Raw genomic sequence first — 18,758 nt, 5'->3', positions numbered from 1 at the left:
CTGGGGTGGGTTCAAACCGATTCAAGGACGAAACCTCTCAGCCGGTGGATTTCGCTCTCTGGACCTGAAGGGCGGTTTTACTATTCCCCGTCATTGCCGCTCACTATGTGCTTATTAATTCACTATTATTCGCTTGGTCCATAAGAAATGTCAAGAGGCTTATTGAAATTGTTCATTCCCATAAGCGCCCATCCGTGATTTGATTTCGAACCGTTTGGTCTTTTGATCACGCACGAGTCGGTAGCGCAGCGTGCGGTCAGAAGCAAAGGAGGAGTCGGTTACATCCTCTATGGTCACACTGAGTTCTCCATTGCTTTTTTGAACAGTCGTGTTTCGTACTGAGATCAAAGTCGGATAGTCGACACGGGGGATTGCTACGTATACTTTTTCCTTCACCAGCTTGGTTGTCATGTTGTCATACATGGCTTCTGCCAGCGGAAGGCTCCAAAAACGACCGAAGTAACCCGTTATCTTGTCTTTACTGTCGAAGCGCTCAGGCAATTCACGAAAGACGAGACCATCCTCATACACAGATTTGCCCTTCGCATTGTCCGCAGCAGCATAAAAAACATTTTCCAACAGATGCTCCGCTTGATTCAGAAAGAGGACAACGTCCATTTTGTTATCGCCAAGCTTTTGGATGGCAGACTGCTTGGCAGGCTTGCTTTGTGTTTTGGCCTTGGTTTTTGCCTGCTCTTGCTTTACATGCGTCATGCATCCTGTGACGAGCAAAGAGAGAGTTAGAATAAACATCCAGTATTTCCAATTGATTTTCATGGCGCACCTCACTTGGGGGCAGTCGTTTACCGTTAGCGTGTGTGTCAAAAAAGACAAATAGCCCAGTTAATATATGGATAGGGGTTGTCTGACTCTCGGATTATGTCTATCATGGAGAGAGTTGGACAGATCGAACAATTGAGGTGGAATATATGTTTGGGTTTGGCAAAAAAGCAAAAAAACCAGACGGTATTGATGTTTTGATTATCAAAACCGAGGAAGCGAAAAATCGCAACTTTTATCAGGTTGCTTTTCCTAGCGTGGTAGCGAATGATATTTTGTCCATGCTGCAAAAATTGGAGAAATCAAAAATGAACAAGCAAGAGTTCCTGGGGGAAATCGGCGGTTTCCGTATCGTGACCCACTTGGAAGCCTTGACTGGCTTTGATATTTTGGATGATGCCGATATGGAGGCACAGCCGGTACAGATTCAAGATTTTGCCAACATGCTTCTGCGTCGTTTGGAAGCGTTGGAGGAAAGTGGTAAGTTGGACGACAACGAAGATTTAGCATTCATCATGGGCGAGTTGACTATGCTGCGTGATGGCAGTTTTGTACCACAAAACTAATAAAGAGGGCCGTTGGGATAACTAACGGCTCTTTTTCTTTTCCCGGAACTTTTCTTTGAACCACTCGTAATAAATGGAGTGGAAGGAAATTGGAATAAATATTGGAAACGGCGGGGAGAGGGGAGAAACAGCGATGATAGAACTGGTCAATGTGACGAAAAGCTACAACGGCACCATAAAAGCAGTTGATCAAATGAATCTCACAGTGCCCAAAGGAGAAATTTTTGGCTTCCTCGGCCCAAATGGAGCTGGCAAGACAACGACGATCAAAATGATCACAGGTATCACACGTCCAGATCAAGGCGAGATCACGATCAATGGAAAAAATATTCGAACCGAAGCACTCGAAGCAAAACGCCAATTCGGTTATGTACCAGATAGCCCTGATCTTTTTTTGCGTCTGAAAGGTCTGGAGTATGTCAGCTTCATGGCAGATATTTACGAGGTGCCCCAAGAGGTACGAGGAAAGCGTATTTTACAGTTGGCGGATCGCTTTGACATGAGGAATGCGTTGGGGGACCCGATTCAGAGTTACTCACATGGCATGCGTCAAAAAATCATGATCATGGGTGCGCTCATCCATCAGCCTGAGGTGTGGATTCTCGATGAGCCTTTGACTGGACTCGATCCCAAGTCATCCTTTACGTTAAAAGAAATGATGCGTGAACACGCGGATAGCGGTCGAAGCGTATTCTTTTCCACACACGTACTGGAGGTTGCTGAGAAGCTGTGCGATCGAGTCGGAATCATCAACAAAGGGAAAATCTTGTTTTGTGGAACCTTTATTGAGCTGCGCGAGCATTATCAGTCAGACGTATCGCTGGAAAGCTTGTTCCTGGAGTTGACCAAGCATGAATAAAGTGCTGATTTTGACGAAGATGATGATGAAAAACGCGGAACCAGCCTGGCGAGTGGAGAAAGGGAGTGGCTGGAAGACCGCTCTGTTGCTGATCGTCATTGCACTTGGCGTTCTTCCATTAATTGCTTCGGCTGTCGTGGTGATTTCTGAAATGTACGATGGATTGGCGTTGATTGGACAAGAGGGGGCCATACTCGGTTTTGGCGTAGCCATGTCTTCTCTCTTCATCTTTTTGTTCGGGATTTTGTATGTATTGAGTGTTTTCTACTATTCGAAGGATGTCGAGCATTTGTTGCCCATGCCGCTCGCACCAGGACACATTCTCGGAGCCAAATTTGCCCTCGCACTGGTGTATGAATACTATACAGCGCTGGTTATCCTGGGGCCGCTGTTCATTACGTACGGCGTGAAAAGCAACGCAGGGATCATGTATTATCTCCTAGCGATCCTTGTCTTTCTAGTCGTTCCTGTTTTGCCGCTTGTGTTGGCTGCTCTTGTCGTGATGCTGTTCATGCGTTTTACGAATGTCAAAAAATATAAGGAGCGCTTCCGTATCATCGGAGGGCTAATCGGGATTGGAATTGTCGTTGGTTTTCAAGCGCTGTTCCAACGACAGTCTAGCGGAAGCGAATTTGGCACGGAGCAGTTTCAGCAAATGCTTTTGTCTCAAGAAAATGGGCTTTTGGGCCTTGTCACTCAGCTGTTCCCTGCAAGTAATCTGGCTGCCTTTGCTTTGGTAGACAGTGGTACATGGGGTTCTCTCGGTTATCTGATTGCTTTCATTCTCGTGGCGATGATCGGTTTAGCTGCTTTTCTCTACGCCGGAACGTATCTCTACTTTTCGGGTGTCATGGGCATGAGTGAGTCTGTCGCCACACGAAAAGAAGTCGTCGATACTGCCTTTGCCAAGCTCGTTCAAAAACGTCCAGCTATGCTGGCTTACGCGCTCAAGGAATGGAGAATGTTGTGGAGGACGCCGGCATTTCTGATGAATTGTACGCTGTCCAGCATTTTGATTCCGTTACTTGTTTTGATCCCATTGCTTAGCCGTCAGGACAGCGGGGAAATGATTGCGTTAATCCAATCACTCATGCAAAAGGGATCGGTAGCGGGAATGAGCATGGCGATCGCTTTCGCCGCATTTCTCCTAATGGGAGCCATGAATAACACCTCCGTAACAGCCATATCCAGAGAGGGACAGGGATTCTTTACGAACAAGCTATTGCCCATGCCTTATCGCCACATCCTGCTGGCAAAATTGTTCCCAGGACTGGTGCTGAGTGCAGTGAGTATGCTGCTGCTTCTCGCAGAGGCCATATGGTTTTTACAGCTATCCCCTGCATTTATCATACTTGCCATCGTGAGTGGAATTCCGGGGCTGATTTTTATCAACCTGGTTGGAATCATGGTGGATTTGCAGTTGCCTAAATTGCGCTGGAGCTCCGAACAGGAGGCGATCAAGCAAAATCTCAATCCCCTTTTCCCACTGGTAATAGGGCTAATGGCAGGAGGCCTAGTCGTCCTCGCCAGTTTTTCGCTGGGGACATCCATGCTTGGGACAGCTCTTGGGATATTTGTCCTGTTCACCCTCATTAACATTTTCTTATATCGGTTGCTTGTGGCCAAGGGACCAGGCTGGTTAGAGCAGATTGAAGGATAGTCAGCGCATAGAGAAAAAGGATATAATTGGGCCGCTACTACAAGTGCGGCTCTTTTTCATTTGTTTTGAAAAAGTATAACAAAGTTCTGGTTTCATCCCGATACAAGAAAGGGAGAGATCAGACCCAGGAAAATAGACCAATATGGCAGGAATGGATGCTACTGGGGACGAATTCCCAAAAAAGGGAGTAAGGAAACGATCATGGAAAGAAAGGAGTTATCGTAAGTCATGGTAAAGCGTTTTGCTATCGTTTTTCTCTTGGCACTGCTAGTGGTGCAAAGCGTTTTTTCAGGGAGTGCGAATGCGGCTGCGCCTGGCATGTATACGGACATACAGGGACATTGGGCACGTGAGTACATCGACGAAATGGCGGATCTGGGCATCGTAAAGAGGAAGGGATATCAGCCTTTTTACCCAAACAAGCCGATTACTCGAGGCGAAGCTTTGGTTATGCTGAATCGCGTATTCGAGACGGTATATGGTCCGATAGAAAAGCCAGAACGGAAGCCAAATCTGGATCAACGCTATCTACTCCGGGGGGAAGTAGATCAACTGCTGAGTAATCTGAAGACCATGATGAGAATCGAGACGGATGATCTGGGCAAGTTTGATCCAGGAGACCGGATGCTGTACTATCTATATTTGGCTGAAACCGGGCACCTGATGAAAAAACAAGAGAAGGAAAATCCGGACTGGTGGATGTCCAGTACCGGGATGCAGTGGCCATTGACGAAAGAAGAGGCCAGCTTGATCCTGTTTCATATGCTGGCACCGCAAAAATTCCGTACGGCCAATATTAAACCACAAGATACAGCCTCTTACTTTAAGAGCCATTACGAATGGAAGCGCGACCGATTCTATCGGGATACATATTCACCGTACCCATTGGCCATCCGGGAATTCAATCTGTTTCTCGCGGACAAGACCTTTTCACCGAACAAGATCCTGACGCGTGCAGAATACGTGGTCGTGATGGATCGACTGATTGATTATTACCGGATTGACGTAGCTTCGCAGTTCCGTGGTTCGCCTGCGAATCAGCAGCACATCGCGCAGGTGTTTTTACGAGCAGCGAATTTGGCGTACGAAACGAAAAATCAGAAGCATCTGTCTGCGGTCTTTACAGACGATGCACTCAAAAGCATGGCAAAGCTGGAGCAAGTGCCCACCTACAACGGACCGGTAAAAGTATCGGTCAAGGCCGACGAAAACATTTCGAAAGCCCTCTGGATCATTGCTCATTATCAAGACCTGAAAAATGGAGACTTCCAGATTGAATACCGATTGGAAGAAGACGCGTCCAATGCATACGGACGTAAGATCACCACGCTAATTTACTCGCAAAAGTAGCACAGAAAAAGGGGCACTGGACAACGGAGTGCCTCTTTTCCTTTCTTTATACAAAGAAGCGATAAGTGACGATTGCAACTGACAGAATTTTCGATTACAATAAAAACTGAACGGTGATTCAGTTGGTGGGAGCGTAGCATCTCCGGGCGTGTAAGACAGCCAAAACGTGGGATGTCCTTTTTTAACCCACATACTGAATGAGCATTCATTCAATACGAGACATGAGCGGATGTGCACAGGAATATCTTTGGAGAAGTAGAAGTTTTATAAATACTCTGCTAGTCTGAATATTAGGTATTCACTGATGCGAAGCCATTCTTTTGACCATGAATAAGCCATGACTAGGTTTTTAAAAGGAGGATTTGGAGATGGAACGCAAAATTCGCAAGGCGGCAGTTCTCGGTTCAGGCGTCATGGGCGCTGGGATCGCAGCACATTTAGCCAACGTCGGTATTCCCACTTATTTACTGGACATCGTGCCGCGTGAATTGACAGCAGATGAGAGTAAAAAAGGACTTACTTTGTCTGATAGCGTGGTGAAAAACCGGATAGCACAAGCGGGCCGTGACCGACTTTTGAAGGAGAAACCGGCGCCGCTCTACGATAAAAAGAACATTGACCTGATTACAGTTGGTAACTTCGAAGATCATCTCTCTTGCTTGAGCGAGGTCGATTGGATTATTGAGGTAGTTGTCGAGAATATCGAAGTGAAGAAAACCGTCTTCGCTATGGTAGAAGCGCATCGCAAGCCAGGGACAATCGTGTCTTCCAATACGTCCGGGGTTTCTATCAACGAAATGGCAGAGGGACGCTCTGATGACTTCCGCAAGCATTTCCTCGGCACACACTTTTTTAACCCGCCACGCTACTTGAAACTGTTGGAGCTGATCCCAGGTCTTGATACAGACCCACAAGTCATCTCTTTCATGAAGCATTTTGGTGAGCATGTGCTCGGAAAAGGAATGGTTGTTTGCAAGGACACGCCTAACTTCATCGCGAATCGCATCGGTACATATGGATTGCAGGTTTCGATCCACGAAATGGTGCGACTGGGGCTTGGGGTAGATGAGGTAGATGCGTTGACAGGGCCGGTCATCGGCCGTCCGAAAAGCGCGACGTTCCGCACTCTCGATGTCGTCGGACTGGATACGTACGTGCATGTGGCGGGTAACGTCAGGAACAAAAGCACGGATGAGCAGGAGCGCTCAGTTTTTGAAGTGCCGGAATTCGTTCTGCAAATGGTGGAGAAAAGATGGATCGGGCAAAAGGCTGGTCAAGGCTTTTTCAAGCAAGTTAAGACGGAGAAAGGAAAAGAGATTTTGGCGCTGTCAGTTGACACGCTGGAATACCGTCCAAGTGTGAGGCCGAAGTTCCCTTCCCTCGAAGCAGCCAAAACAGCCAAGACATTGCCTGAGAAGTTGAGAATGCTCGCATACGGCAAGGACAAGGGCAGTGAGTTCGTCTGGAGTGTCTTCAAAAAGGTACTGCTTTACTCTGCTGAAAAGGCTCATGAGATCGCAGACGATATCGTCTCTGTTGACCAGGCCATGAAGTGGGGCTTCGGCTGGGAGATGGGGCCATTCGAAACATGGGATGCCATCGGTCTCGAAAAGTCAGTGGCAAGAATGCGTGAGGAAAACGAGAAGATTCCGGCACTCGTCGAGGAGCTACTCGCGAGTGGGAAAACCTCCTTCTATCAAAAAGAGCCAGGGAAGCGCAGCGTGTTTTCCATCGGAGGCACCTACAAGGACGTCGAAGAGAGCAAGGAAAACATCAATCTGGCAGCACTTAAGGAGCAAGGCAAACTGATCAAGAAAAATGTAGGTGCTGCCTTGATCGATTTGGGAGATGGAGTCGCATGTCTGGAATTCACCTCCCCGCACAATGCACTCGGGATGGATGTTCTGCACATGGCGAGTCAGGCCGCAGAGGAAGTGCAGAAGAACTTCGCTGGTCTGGTCATCGGTAATCAAGGCAAGAACTTCTGCGTCGGGATGAATCTCGCAATGGCGTTGATGGAAGCACAGGATGAAAACTGGCTGGAGCTCGACATGCTCGTCAGCAACTTCCACAAAACAGCACGGGCACTGCGCTACATGCATCGTCCAGTCGTCGCAGCACCGTTCGGCATGACGCTGGGCGGCGGTGTCGAGGTGGTTTACCTCGCAGATCGCGTGCAGGTGTCGGCAGAGACGTACCTTGGCCTGGTAGAGGTGGGAGTAGGGCTTCTGCCTGGTGGTGGCGGTACGAAGGAAATGCTGTTTAGAGCGATGGAAAACGTTCATGAGGGAGGTAGCGTGCCAGTCGATCCATTCCCGTTCGTGGCGAAAGCGTTTGAAGCAATTGCCATGGCAAAGGTATCTACCAGTGGTCAGGAAGCCATCAATCTGGGGTATCTGCGACCGACTGACCGCATCAGCGTGAATGCCGATCATCTGTTATACGATGCGAAGCAACTGGTGCTCACAATGGACAAAGAGGGCTACACGCCGCCAGCGCCACGCAAAATTCGCGTCATCGGAGAAACTGGTTATGCGAACCTGCGCCAAAACATTTATGCAATGAAGAAGAGTGGATATATTTCCGAGCATGATGAGCTGATTGCAAGCAAAGTTGCCTATGTCATGTCAGGTGGTAACGTGCCAGCGGGTACAGAAGTGACAGAGAGCTACATTCTGGAGCTGGAAAAGCAAGCGTTCCTCGAACTGATCAAGACGCCGAAAAGCCAGCAACGGATGCAGCACATGCTGACCAAAAACAAGCCTTTGCGTAACTAGGGAGAGGGAGGGATAACGATGAGAGAAGCAGTTATTGTCGCGGGCGCCCGCACCGCTATTGGTAAATCGAAAAAAGGAAGTCTCAAGGATTTTCACCCGGTCGATATGGGAGCCGCAGTTGTAAGCGACCTGTTGCGCCGCGTGCCACAGCTCGATCCAGCTGATATCGAGGATATCATCATAGGGACGGCTGTACCGGAAGCTGAGCAAGGCATGAATATGGCTCGCTTGATCGGACTGCGTGCCGGATTGCCGACAAATGTATCAGGAATCACGATCAATCGCTTTTGCTCCTCCGGTTTGCAGACGATTGCTTACGCTGCTCAGCAGATCATGGTCGGCAGCTCCGATGTGGTTGTCGCTGGCGGGGTGGAGAGCATGAGTCTGGTGCCGATGCTCGGTCACAAAATCGCACTCAACCCGACTCTGGTAGAAACGAAGCCGGAAGCGTACATGAGCATGGGCCATACGGCTGAAGAAGTAGCGAAGAGGTACAACATTTCTCGTGAGGATCAGGATGCTTTTGCTCTGCAAAGCCATCAGCGTGCGACGGCTGCGATTACCTCAGGGAAATTCCAGGATGAAATCGTACCATTGACAGTCAAACAGCATTTTGTGGATGAAGCAGGAAAGGTTCACGTCCAGGAACGTATTTTCGACAAGGATGAAGGAGCGCGGGCGGACTCGACGATGGAGGCACTAGCCAAGCTCAAGCCTGTCTTTCATGTGCAAGGCAGCGTAACGGCAGGAAACTCCTCGCAAACGAGCGACGGCGCGGCAGCAGTTCTTGTGATGTCTGCCGAAAAAGCAGCCGAGCTGGGTGTCGAGCCGATTGCCAAGTTCCGCTCTTTTACGGTTGGCGGCGTAGACCCTGACGTCATGGGTATCGGTCCGGTTGTCGCGATTCCAAAAGCATTGAAGCTGGCGGGAATCAGCTTGGAGGATGTCGATCTGTTTGAGTTAAACGAAGCGTTCGCCTCTCAATCGATTGCCGTCATTCGCGAGCTGGGACTCGATCCTGAAAAGGTCAATGTAAATGGCGGGGCAATCGCATTAGGGCATCCACTCGGTTGCAGTGGTGCCAAGCTGACCGTTCAGCTTTTGAACGAAATGAAGCGCAGAGGCGGCAAATACGGAGTTGTCACGATGTGTATCGGTGGTGGAATGGGAGCCGCTGGCGTTTTTGAGATGATCTAATTTCAAAATAAGGAGAGGGATAGTTATGGCAGAAATAAAAGATTTGATCCGTGGTGGAAGCTTTTTGATTGATGCAGGTTCAGCTGATGATGTATTCGTGCCAGAAGAGTACAGTGACGAGCAAAAGATGATCGCCAAGACGACGGAGGATTTCGTCAACAATGAAGTTCGTCCTCATCTGGAAGAGCTTGAAAACCATCAGTTTGATATTTCAGTTCGTCTGTTGAAGGAAGCTGGGGAGCTCGGTCTGTTGGCTGGAGACGTTCCGGAGAAATACGAGGGACTGGGGCTGGATAAAGTCAGCACAGCACTTGTGACAGAGAAGTTCTCGCTGGCTCGCGGCTTTGCACTCAGCTACGGCGCGCATGTCGGAATCGGGTCACTGCCGATCGTATACTTTGGAAACGAGGATCAGAAACAGCGCTACCTGCCTGATCTGGCGTCTGGAAAACGAATCGCTGCCTACTGCCTGACAGAGCCAGGATCTGGCTCAGATGCGCTGGGTGCGAAAACGACAGCGACACTCTCCGCAGACGGCACGCACTATATTCTCAACGGCGAGAAGCAATGGATCACAAACGCTGGCTTTGCTGATGTATTTATCGTATACGCGAAAATTGATGGAGAGAAATTTACTGCCTTTATCGTCGAGCGTAACTTCCCAGGTGTTTCGTTTGGACCGGAAGAGAAGAAGATGGGGATCAAATGCTCCTCGACACGCACGGTCATTTTGCAAGATGTAGCTGTACCAGTAGCTAATCTGCTCGGAGAGCCTGGAAAAGGTCACGTGATCGCGTTCAACATCTTGAACGTTGGTCGTTACAAGCTCGCGGTGGGCGCGGTCGGCTCTGCGAAAAAAGCAGTGGAAATCGCGACGAACTACGCAAAAGAGCGCAAGCAGTTCAAAACGCCAATCGCCAACTTTACCTTAATCAAAAACAAACTGGCGAACATGGCAGTGAAAACGTATGCGGCTGAAAGCTCTGTCTATCGGACAGTGGGTCTGTTCGATACAGCGTTAACTCGCTTGGGTGAAAAAGCGGATGATGGCGCGGAGGTTGCGAAGGCGATTGCCGATTATGCAATCGAATGCTCGATCAATAAAGTATTTGCTACTGAGGTTCTGGATTACTGCGTGGACGAAGGCGTACAAATCCACGGTGGATACGGCTTTATGTCCGAGTATGAGATCGAGAACATGTACCGTGACTCGCGGATTAACCGCATTTTCGAAGGAACGAACGAAATCAACCGCATGCTCATCCCAGATACGCTCGTGAAAAAGGCGATGAAAGGCGAGCTGCCACTTATGCAAGCAGCAGGCAGTCTGCAAGCAGAGCTGATGAGCTATTATCCAGAAGAGATTGAAGAGGCTCCTCTGGCTATGGAGAAGCATTTCATCAACATCACGCGTAAAATCATTTTGATGGTGGCGGGTTCTGCGTTGATGAAATACCAACAAGAGATGTCCAAAGAACAGGAGCTCTTGGCATTCGCGGCTGATATGCTGATCGAGCTGTATGCAATGGACAGCATCGTGAAGCGAACAGAGAAAGCGATCGCGGCAAATGGCATTGAAGCAGAGCAGCAAAAGCTGGAAATGACCGCTGTCTATGTGCATGAGGCATTTGACCGTATCGAAGGCTGGGCGAAAGAAGCATTGGCGGTGATGGAAGAGGGCGATGAGCTTCGTCTGCGTCTCTCGATCCTGAAAAAGCTGACCCGTCGCACACCGATCAACACGGTGGCACTGAAACGTTCCATTGCGGATCGTGTCATTGAAGCGGGAGCGTATGTGGTGTAATTCCAAACAGTAATAGGGAAAGGAGCAAAGTTCAACGCTTTGCTCCTTTCGCATTTAACGCACTTGCTTCACCTTCGAAATCCCGCCATCGTAAATCGTCACTTTGACATTCACCGCCCCTAGAGAAGACGGCTGAAGCGGTAGCACATCATTTTGCTGCATCCGTTTCCATTCTTGCGGATATTTGCGATAAAGGGTGTGCCCCAGTTGGAGCGTGTCCATCTGTTGCTTCCGTCCTTTTTCGTATAGCCCCCGAATCTCCTCTTCGATTTTTTTCGCGGCTTCTTTCTCGATTTCCCGAACGGGGCTTATGTGATGGTATAGCGGTATGAAGCCCAGCAGCTCCACATCGATCTGAAACGTGACTAGATTGTCTCGCAGCAGCGGCTGTATCTTTACTTTTGGTTTTTGCAGGACGAGATTTGCCAGAGGTTGTTTGCCCTTTTTTACGGTCAGCAACGATCGATTGGTATGCTCGTCTATCCAGCGCAATCCGAGCAACTCAGAGCGCGGCCAGCAACCTTTGACCTCCTTGTTTTGCAGCATGTAGGTACCGGTTATTTTAAGCTGGGGTAAAGGTTTGTTGTCCTCCGACCAGGTCTTTCTGTTAATAGAAATCATAGGCAAATAGACGAGTTTGTTGGGTTCATCTCTTTTGCTGACAAATTGAAACAGCTTCATCGGGTAAATCACCGAGTTTTGCTTGTAAAGCTCCTGTGGATTGGACAATTGCGAGTAAATGACAGGTCGGTTGAATACTTGCTTGGGCGTAAGAATATCCATCAGTGGATCTTTGGTCACATACGTCCAGATGGTGTAACGAAATTCGTAAAACCGGTCGAGCTCATCGATGACTTGATCAAGAAGCGGGCGTTTCAATACCTGTTCACTGAGAACTAGGGAACGAATATGACTCCAAGTCATTTGCTCCTGATTCGCGGGATACAGACTAAAAAGGGCGCTCACAAAAGAGTCGCCGCTTCCTTTTGCAATGGCCACCCCGCTTGCAGATCTTTCTCCTCCCGCTTCTTGTTTGGCGATGGTAGAGAAGCTTAGCATTTGGGCGTACACCTCGAATTTATTGTCAACATAATCGACCCCAAGTGCATTGACATAAAGCAGATTTTCAATTTCACGTGCGTTCCAGCAGCCACTTAGCAGGAGCGGGAGGAGGAGGAACACAGCCATTACGCGGATGCGAGCCATATCAGGAGCCCTTCCTTTTTTGGGGATCATGCAGGAATTCAGGGCTTTTCTCTACTTTTCGCCATGGTGTGCGGAACAGTGTTTTATACAAGTCAGGCCAAGAGGTCGGGGCAAGCGGCGATAAATAGTACAAGCCAAAGGAGCGCATGTTGGAAAAGAACAGAACCATTGCCAGAAGCGACATCATGAACCCAAACATCCCGAGAAGGGAGCATAAGAGCAATATCCCGAACCGAAACAGAGTAACAGACGAGACGATATGTTGATTCGATAACGTAAAGGTAGCCATTACGGAGAGCGCGACAATGACAAGACTACCTGTGGAGGTCAAACCGGCCGATATCGCTGCTTGTCCAACGATCAGGCCTCCAACAACGGACAGTGTTTGACCAATTGATAGAGGTAAGCGCAAACCAGCCTCTTTAAATAAATCAAACAAGAGCACCATGAGCAAAACTTCCAATGCAGCTGGCAAGGGAACGCCTTGTCGCGACTTCACAATGGTGGCAATCAAGGTGTAGGGAAGCTGTTCCTGATGATAGGTAATAAGCGCGATCCAAAGGCCGGGTAAAAAAAGCGCAATGATCACACAGGCCATACGCAGAATACGGACAAACACTACGGAAAAAACTGATGAGCTCGTATCCTCGGCAGCGTTTAGCAGCATGAAAAAGTTAACTGGGCCAATTAATGAAATGGGAGAGCCATCGATCAATATGGCAAACCGACCTTTTAAAAGAGCGTTCACTACATAATCGGGTCTTCCGGTGTACTGAAATTCTGGCAAAAGAGTAAAGGGGGATCGAGATAACCGTTCTTCTACTTGCATACCGCTCACAATGCCCTTGCTATCAAACGAATCCATTCTGTCGTGAATTTCCTTCAAAAAAATCGGATCGATTTGGTCTTGCAAATACAATAAACCAATGCGCGTATGAGTGTGGCTCCCGACGATATATGGAACGAATTTTAGCTGATACGTCCGAAGCCTTTTGCGGATCAGACCCAGATTCGTATTGATTTCTTCCGTAAATCCATCGCGAGGGCCGCTAATCGATGCATCGGTATTGGTTTCCTCAGGTTCGCGTCGGGGGGGATTCCCCGTCTCTACAAAATAGACAGTATGAAAGTCTTCAAACACCATCAACAGATTACCGGAGAAAACGTGTCTGCATATCCAATCAACATTCGTCGGCTGTGTCAGCTCATTCATGAAAAAGAGCCGTTTTTCAAATAAATCCTCTGCATCTAGGATTTCTTCGTTCACAAAAAACTGCATGAGCTGCGGCATCAAATACTCGCTGATTTGGTTCAAATCGCACATGCAGTCGGCGTAGATAAAATGCACGCGAGTGGGAGAGTGTCCTGGGACGAGGGTGTGCGTATCTATGCATACGTCATTGCAGTCTTCAAACAAATCTTGAAATGCCTGTAGCGAAATCGAAGGCAATTCTTTAACAGTTGTTGCTGGCGTGTACCCTTTGACCTTGGCAAACCTACGATTCGTCATGTTGTTTCCTCCTAGAGGCGAAGGCTGTCAAGAGAGCAAAAACGATGGAAAGAGACAGGGCCAATACGAAAAGACTGGGCAAAAGCTGTTTCGATAACAGGCTGTAAAATTGGATCGCACTTATGGGATAGCGGGAGAGGGCAGATGAGAAGAAAAAGAGCCCGATTAACCACCAAATCCGTTTCTTTCCATACGGAATCATCAGTATTTCGACAATCAGCAAAAGCGAGAGAGAAATGCGCGTAAAGGCACCGCTAAACCATTGGTATATGCTCAGGGTATCGAGATGCTCGATATATAGGCCAATATTGGCGAGTCGCCATTCTTCATAGGCAGGATAGCGCAATTTTCCGGCTTTATCCGGACCGAATTCTACAATAGCACCTAAGGTTGGCCCGAATGTGAGGCCAATCATGACAAACGCCAAAATGAAAAATTGATAGTACGGCACTCTCGATTGAAGGTGATGCTGCATAAATAAAAGGAGGATCAGTTCGACAAAGCCTGTGCCCGCATACATCATTCCTCGTAAAACAGGGGCAATCCCGTTTTCCATCATAGGGAGGAGTAGACTGTAATCTTTGTTTGGAAAGTTAGTAGACATCACGAAAAATCCCAAAAGGACGACGAATGGCAAAAGTACAGAAGAGGTCATTGCGATGGAGCGGATTCCAAACATCGCGTTGACGAGACAAAGGACTGCAAACAAGATCGTATGTACCGCAAGCGGTGTCTCTGGAGCAAACGATAAATTGACCCACGTAATCGTATCGGTCATCGTCATAGTGGCGATTGTAAAGCAGTAGACGCATGTCAGCAGAGCCAATACGAAATAGAGCGGGAAGCCGTAAGTCTTTTTGATCCAATGGAATAGATGTTCATGCTCCGTTTTTTTATAGATCCCATAGAGTAAGGCTGTCCACAATAAGTACAGCAGACCAGCTAACAGAACCGAGATCCAGGAGTCTCTTTTGGCTGAATCTAGCATCATCGGAATGACGATGACATGGTTCATCAATCCGTTGGTTAACAGCAGCATGACGACGATTTGTGTAAAAGATAATCCGTTTTTCATGATTCTCCCGCCAAAGTAATCTCGTACTCTCAACAGTATTTGCAGGGCGTTGGGATTTATTCGAATCAGCGGCAGGATGTGCCAAGTTGCATGCATATTTTGGGAAGCTCTCACGAACGCTAATGGAACATACTTCGTAAAAGGGCGGGAGCTGTAGGAGATGGCGATGAGAGGGTGGCTGAGAAGAAAAAAGACATCTGTCAAAGACAGGATGAGCCACTCGAGTGAGCCTATCCGTGTTCGTGAGGTCAGTGAGCGATTGAGCGATAACATTGCCGAGCTGAATGCGCTTTTCACGCTGACACCCGATTTGGTCATTCGGACGTTTGCGTCCCAGCAGATAGATAGCATGGTTACACTCGTCTACTTGAACGGCTTGGTTGACAAAAACTCGATTAACAATAATGTGCTTCGTCCACTTTTGTCACATCCAGAGGGTGAGAAAACGAGTGTTTTTGACCTGTTATCTGTCGGAAAGGTATCAGTTGCCTACGACTTTCGGAAAGTAGAAACCGAGATTTTGCTTGGGAGCAGTCTTTTGTTTATCGAGGGTCGGAAAGAAGTGCTTGTGATCGAAACGAATGGATGGCCGCAGCGGGCGATAGAAGACCCGCAGTTGGAGGCTGCGCTGAAGGGCGGACACCAGGGGTTTGTCGAAACGGACACGCAGAACATTGCCCTCATTCGCCGCTATATTCCCAACCGTGAATTGAAAATAAAAGAAATGTGGCTGGGAGAACGAGGCCTTACCAAGCTCTCGATCATCTATTTGGCTGATGTGGCGAATCCGGAAGTATTACAGGAGCTAGAAGATCGGCTCAAGACCATCAAAGTTGACTCGATTCTCAATGCGTCTGAACTGGAAGAGTATATCGAGGATAATCCTTACTCTCTGTTTCCACAGTTTTTGACTTCAGAACGGCCAGATACAGTCGCCTCTCATATCTTGCAAGGGAAGATTACTGTCGTTGTGGATCGATCACCAAGCGTATTAATCGGTCCAGCTACTTTCGTTTCCTTTTTTCAAAACGTTGACGATTACGGTACGCGCTGGCCTGTCGCTACGTTCATCCGCTTGCTTCGGTACTTGGCTTTCTTGATTGCTACTTTTTTGCCTGCGATTTACATTGCGTTGATTTCTTTCAATTATGAGGTCATCCCACTCGATTTGATTTTGTCTGTAGGAGAGTCCCGCCAAAAGGTTCCTTTTCCCCCCTTGCTAGAGGCGCTGGTCATGGAGCTCACGCTGGAAATGCTCCGTGAATCAGGGATCCGCTTGCCAGCTCCTATCGGACAAACAGTAGGGATCGTAGGTGGTATCGTGATTGGGCAAGCAGTCGTTCAGGCAGGTATTGTCAGTAATATCATGGTGATCGTCGTTGCTTTTACAGCGATATCCTCCTTTATTATCCCAAACTATGATATGGCCTCGGCCGTTAGGCTTATCCGGTTTTTTATGATGATACTTGCAGCGATGTTCGGGGTCGTTGGGATTGTCGTGGGACTTATGGTTCTGATTGGCCATTTAATTTCGCTAGAATCGTTAGGGGTACCTTATGGGAGCCCTCTCGCTCCTGTACGCTTTGCGGATTGGAAAGACTTGTTTATCCGCCTGCCACTGTGGAAAATGAAAGACCGTCCCTTGTCAACCGAGGCGATTCAAAAACAAAGACAAGGGGATAACCGTCCAAGGGAGGACGGAGGATGAAAAAGTATACGTATAATGAAATTAGCATCCTCCAGTACATCTTGCTTATTCATGGCGCACAAATTGGAATCGGAGTTTTGACAATCCCAAGAGAATTAGCAGAGAAAGCAGACACTGACGGATGGATATCGCTGTTGATCGGGTGGCTAGCGGCAACTCTAGTCAGCCTTGTCATCACAAGCATGATGAAGCGTTACCCGGAGAAGTCTATCATTGATATTTTTCCATTGATCTTGGGCAAGTGGCTCGGTCGTGTCGCTATTGCTTTGATGGCCATTTATTGCGGGATCGCTGCTGTAGTTTTGATCGCGAATGCCACTGGTATCATTAATGTGTGGCTCTTATCTCAGACATCCGGATACGTCATCGTTATCATATTCGCGCTACCGAGTTATCTCGTTGTCAAGGGCGGGCTTCGTGCGATCGGAAGGTACGCTGAGATAGTCTTTTACATTACTTTATGGATACCTTTCTTTCTCACGACCGCTTTTCGAGAGGCTCATTGGCTAAACTTGCTGCCGGTAATAAAAGAGGGCTGGCAGCCAATCTGGGAAGGGAGCAAATCCACGATACTCTCCTTTCTAGGTTTTGAGCTGGCCTACTTCGCCTACCCTTTTCTGCAAAAAAAGCAATATGCTTCTCTCGGTATTGTCGTAGCGAATACATTGACATTGCTCGTGAATCTGTCTGTGATCATCGTTTGCTTTGCTTACTTTAGCCCCGATGAAATAGCGGAGTATACATGGCCTACGCTCAATTTATGGAAAGTCATCGAGTTCCGTTTTTTGGAACGTATCGATATCCTTTTTCTCGCTTTTTATCTGTTTTTATTGTCGACGACTGCCGCGCCGTACATTTATTTCAGCGTATTTTCATCCAGTCAGTTATTTGGCCAAAAGGATCATCGGAAGCATTTGCGTGTTCTCCTTTTACTCACTCCAGTGGCGTTATGGTTTTATACGCCATCTTTTATTGACCTGAAAAAAATGACACAACTCTGGAGCATGGCAGGATTAGGCTTTGCTTATGTCCTTCCTTTACTGCTTTGGGGGCCGATTTGGCTATCAAAGCGAGCAGAAGGAGGGAAAAAAGCATGAGGGCGTTTGTTCAAATTTTGTTGTCGAGCGTGTTGGTTATGATGCTGGCAGGATGCAAGGATCGGGTCAATTTGGAGGATGCCACATTGGCACTGATGGTCGGAATAGATTTGAATGAAAAAAACGAGCTTCTGTACTATATGACAAGTCCGGTATTCAGTCGGGAAGCAAAAGAAAAGTCGGAGCAATACGGTATCCGGGCATCCACATTGAGAGAGGCGAGAATGGGTTTTGATGAGCTAGTGACGGCCTTGACGCAATCGGGCAAAATTCAGGTGCTCGTCATGGGGAAAAAGCTGATAGCTCACCCGGACTGGTTTCGATTGCTGGATGTTGTATTTCGGGATGCCAAGTTTAGTGTCAACGCTCGCATGGTTGTGCTTGATGGGCCTTTGTCTGAGCTGTTTGATTTTAAACCAGTGGATAAACCCCGTCTGGCTCTCCATGTTACTACGCTGATTGACACAGCCAATCAAAGAAATTTGACGGTCAAGACAAGGGCGCAGGAACTCCATCGGCAAATGTTTGAAAAAGGAATGACACCCACTTTAACAGAGCTAAAAAAAGAGAAGCGGGCGGTCAAAGTAGTGGGGACGGCCATGTTAAAAGAAAACGGAACGTACGGTGGCCTGATTGAGCCGCGGGATACCATTCTTTTGCAGACGCTGCTCCATGAAAAACAAGGGGAGATATCCGTAACGATCCCGATTAAGGAGCCTCAAGATGGAAAGCAAATTGTGAAGGATAGGATCAGCTTTTTTATAAAGGGTGTGAAGAAAAAAGTGAAGACGTCCTATCGAGATGGGAAGTTCCATTTCGACATCAACTTCCAATTTCGTGTGTCTATATCGGAAAGGATGTTTCCATTTAACATGGATAAGGACTACAAAAAGATGGAGCGGATGATTAGCGATGAGCTACACAAGGATTACACCCGATTAATCAAAAAATGCCAGGAGGCCCAAGCAGATCCTTTTGGCTTCGGTCTTTATGCACGGGCTTATGAGTATCAAGAATACAAAAAGGTACAGGATGATTGGCCAAAAACTTTTGCACAGGCTACGATCCATCTTGTGCCTGACGTATCGATCAAGGGAAATGGTGTCGTGAGGTGAATGAAGTAAAAAGCCAAAACACCCTGGCAATCATCAAGAGCCAGGGTGTTTCGT

At 47.9% G+C, this 18,758-nt stretch carries 14 protein-coding genes; 10 read left to right on the top strand and 4 right to left on the bottom strand.

Annotated features, from left to right (window positions below; genetic code table 11):
* Window positions 1-159: 159 nt before the first annotated feature.
* Window positions 160-777 (bottom strand): hypothetical protein, encoded by a 618-nt coding sequence (locus ACFYU8_RS19525; protein WP_390302375.1) that lies wholly within the window; start codon window positions 775-777, stop codon window positions 160-162.
* A gap of 152 nt (window positions 778-929) precedes the next feature.
* Here ACFYU8_RS19525 and ACFYU8_RS19520 point away from each other — a divergent pair, with 152 nt between their 5' ends.
* The 7 genes from ACFYU8_RS19520 to ACFYU8_RS19490 all read left to right on the top strand — a co-directional run bounded on the left by ACFYU8_RS19520 (window position 930) and on the right by ACFYU8_RS19490 (window position 10,993).
* Window positions 930-1,346 carry a hypothetical protein gene (locus ACFYU8_RS19520; RefSeq protein ID WP_390302372.1) on the top strand — a complete coding sequence of 139 codons (417 nt, stop codon included), beginning with the start codon at window positions 930-932 and terminating at the stop codon, window positions 1,344-1,346.
* 133 nt (window positions 1,347-1,479) lie between these two features.
* A complete protein-coding gene (locus ACFYU8_RS19515; protein ID WP_390302369.1) occupies window positions 1,480-2,205 on the top strand; it encodes an ABC transporter ATP-binding protein in 726 nt (241 codons plus the stop codon).
* Window positions 2,198-3,865, top strand: coding sequence for a putative ABC transporter permease subunit (locus tag ACFYU8_RS19510; RefSeq protein WP_390302366.1), 1,668 nt, complete (start codon window positions 2,198-2,200; stop codon window positions 3,863-3,865). The genes ACFYU8_RS19515 and ACFYU8_RS19510 overlap by 8 nt, the downstream gene beginning before the upstream one ends.
* Window positions 3,866-4,093: 228 nt before the next feature.
* Entirely contained in the window at window positions 4,094-5,215 is a 1,122-nt protein-coding gene (locus tag ACFYU8_RS19505; protein WP_390302363.1) for an S-layer homology domain-containing protein, read from the top strand.
* Window positions 5,216-5,583: 368 nt separating this feature from the next.
* Window positions 5,584-7,992, top strand: coding sequence for a 3-hydroxyacyl-CoA dehydrogenase/enoyl-CoA hydratase family protein (locus tag ACFYU8_RS19500; protein ID WP_390302360.1), 2,409 nt, complete (start codon window positions 5,584-5,586; stop codon window positions 7,990-7,992).
* Between the two features lie 18 nt (window positions 7,993-8,010).
* Window positions 8,011-9,189 (top strand): acetyl-CoA C-acetyltransferase, encoded by a 1,179-nt coding sequence (locus tag ACFYU8_RS19495; protein ID WP_390302357.1) that lies wholly within the window; start codon window positions 8,011-8,013, stop codon window positions 9,187-9,189.
* A 25-nt stretch (window positions 9,190-9,214) separates the two neighbouring features.
* Window positions 9,215-10,993: an acyl-CoA dehydrogenase family protein gene (locus ACFYU8_RS19490; protein WP_390302355.1), complete on the top strand. Its 1,779-nt coding sequence runs from the start codon at window positions 9,215-9,217 to the stop codon at window positions 10,991-10,993.
* A 54-nt stretch (window positions 10,994-11,047) separates the two neighbouring features.
* On the opposite strand, the gene ACFYU8_RS19485 is transcribed toward ACFYU8_RS19490, so the two are convergent.
* From ACFYU8_RS19485 to ACFYU8_RS19475, 3 genes are read right to left on the bottom strand one after another with little or no spacing between them, the layout of a single operon-like run.
* The gene (locus ACFYU8_RS19485) at window positions 11,048-12,199 is read right to left on the bottom strand and encodes a Ger(x)C family spore germination protein (RefSeq protein WP_390302353.1); all 1,152 of its coding nucleotides are present in this window, start codon (window positions 12,197-12,199) and stop codon (window positions 11,048-11,050) included.
* A 1-nt stretch (window position 12,200) separates the two neighbouring features.
* A complete protein-coding gene (locus ACFYU8_RS19480) occupies window positions 12,201-13,709 on the bottom strand; it encodes a spore germination protein (RefSeq protein WP_390302350.1) in 1,509 nt (502 codons plus the stop codon).
* Window positions 13,696-14,784, bottom strand: coding sequence for an endospore germination permease (locus ACFYU8_RS19475; RefSeq protein ID WP_390302347.1), 1,089 nt, complete (start codon window positions 14,782-14,784; stop codon window positions 13,696-13,698). The genes ACFYU8_RS19480 and ACFYU8_RS19475 overlap by 14 nt, the downstream gene beginning before the upstream one ends.
* A gap of 160 nt (window positions 14,785-14,944) precedes the next feature.
* Between ACFYU8_RS19475 and ACFYU8_RS19470 the strand changes: the two genes are divergently transcribed.
* Genes ACFYU8_RS19470 through ACFYU8_RS19460 form a run of 3 tightly spaced genes read left to right on the top strand, consistent with a single transcriptional unit; the run spans window position 14,945 to window position 18,704 of the window.
* Entirely contained in the window at window positions 14,945-16,492 is a 1,548-nt protein-coding gene (locus ACFYU8_RS19470; RefSeq protein ID WP_390302344.1) for a spore germination protein, read from the top strand.
* The gene (locus ACFYU8_RS19465) at window positions 16,489-17,589 is read left to right on the top strand and encodes a GerAB/ArcD/ProY family transporter (protein ID WP_390302341.1); all 1,101 of its coding nucleotides are present in this window, start codon (window positions 16,489-16,491) and stop codon (window positions 17,587-17,589) included. The genes ACFYU8_RS19470 and ACFYU8_RS19465 overlap by 4 nt, the downstream gene beginning before the upstream one ends.
* The gene (locus ACFYU8_RS19460; RefSeq protein WP_390302338.1) at window positions 17,586-18,704 is read left to right on the top strand and encodes a Ger(x)C family spore germination protein; all 1,119 of its coding nucleotides are present in this window, start codon (window positions 17,586-17,588) and stop codon (window positions 18,702-18,704) included. Before ACFYU8_RS19465 ends, ACFYU8_RS19460 begins: the two co-directional genes overlap by 4 nt.
* The last annotated feature ends 54 nt before the right edge of the window (window positions 18,705-18,758 follow it).

The organism is Brevibacillus sp. NPDC003359 (assembly GCF_042878995.1).
GTDB lineage: Bacteria > Bacillota > Bacilli > Brevibacillales > Brevibacillaceae > Brevibacillus.
This window is presented reverse-complemented; position numbering and strand designations above follow the sequence as displayed.